The sequence below is a fragment of the Sulfitobacter sp. 15WGC genome (genome assembly GCF_005068605.1).
Taxonomy (GTDB): domain Bacteria; phylum Pseudomonadota; class Alphaproteobacteria; order Rhodobacterales; family Rhodobacteraceae; genus Sulfitobacter; species Sulfitobacter faviae.
This window is the reverse complement of record NZ_SZNL01000147.1, coordinates 1-254: the sequence shown is the minus strand read 5'-3', so window position 1 is coordinate 254 and position 254 is coordinate 1. Positions and strand designations below refer to the sequence as shown.

General features: G+C 52.8%; 1 protein-coding gene. It reads left to right on the top strand.

Going from position 1 to position 254, the window contains the following annotated elements:
* On the top strand, positions 1–191 hold a 191-nt coding region (locus FCK22_RS19155; RefSeq protein WP_211243602.1), incomplete at its 5' end, for a hypothetical protein.
* Between the last annotated feature and the right edge of the window lie 63 nt (positions 192–254).

The window sequence follows — 254 nt, the reverse complement described above, 5'->3', positions numbered from 1 at the left end:
GCTTCGGGGAACACATCTCCTCGAAACACTTCACCAACGCGGTTTGCGTTGGTGCCCAGCCGTTGAACGACATCCGTAAAGGTCTCGCCTTGCTGGCGCAAAATATGGGCGGTTACCGCCTCATCAACGTCAGTTGCTTTCGCTTAATCGAAATGTCATTGAGCGCTACACCAGTCATATGGTGTTCGTAGGTTGCCATGGGAATATCTCCTTCTCTGGCAATGTGGTCCGGCGTTTTTTCGAGATTCCGCCGG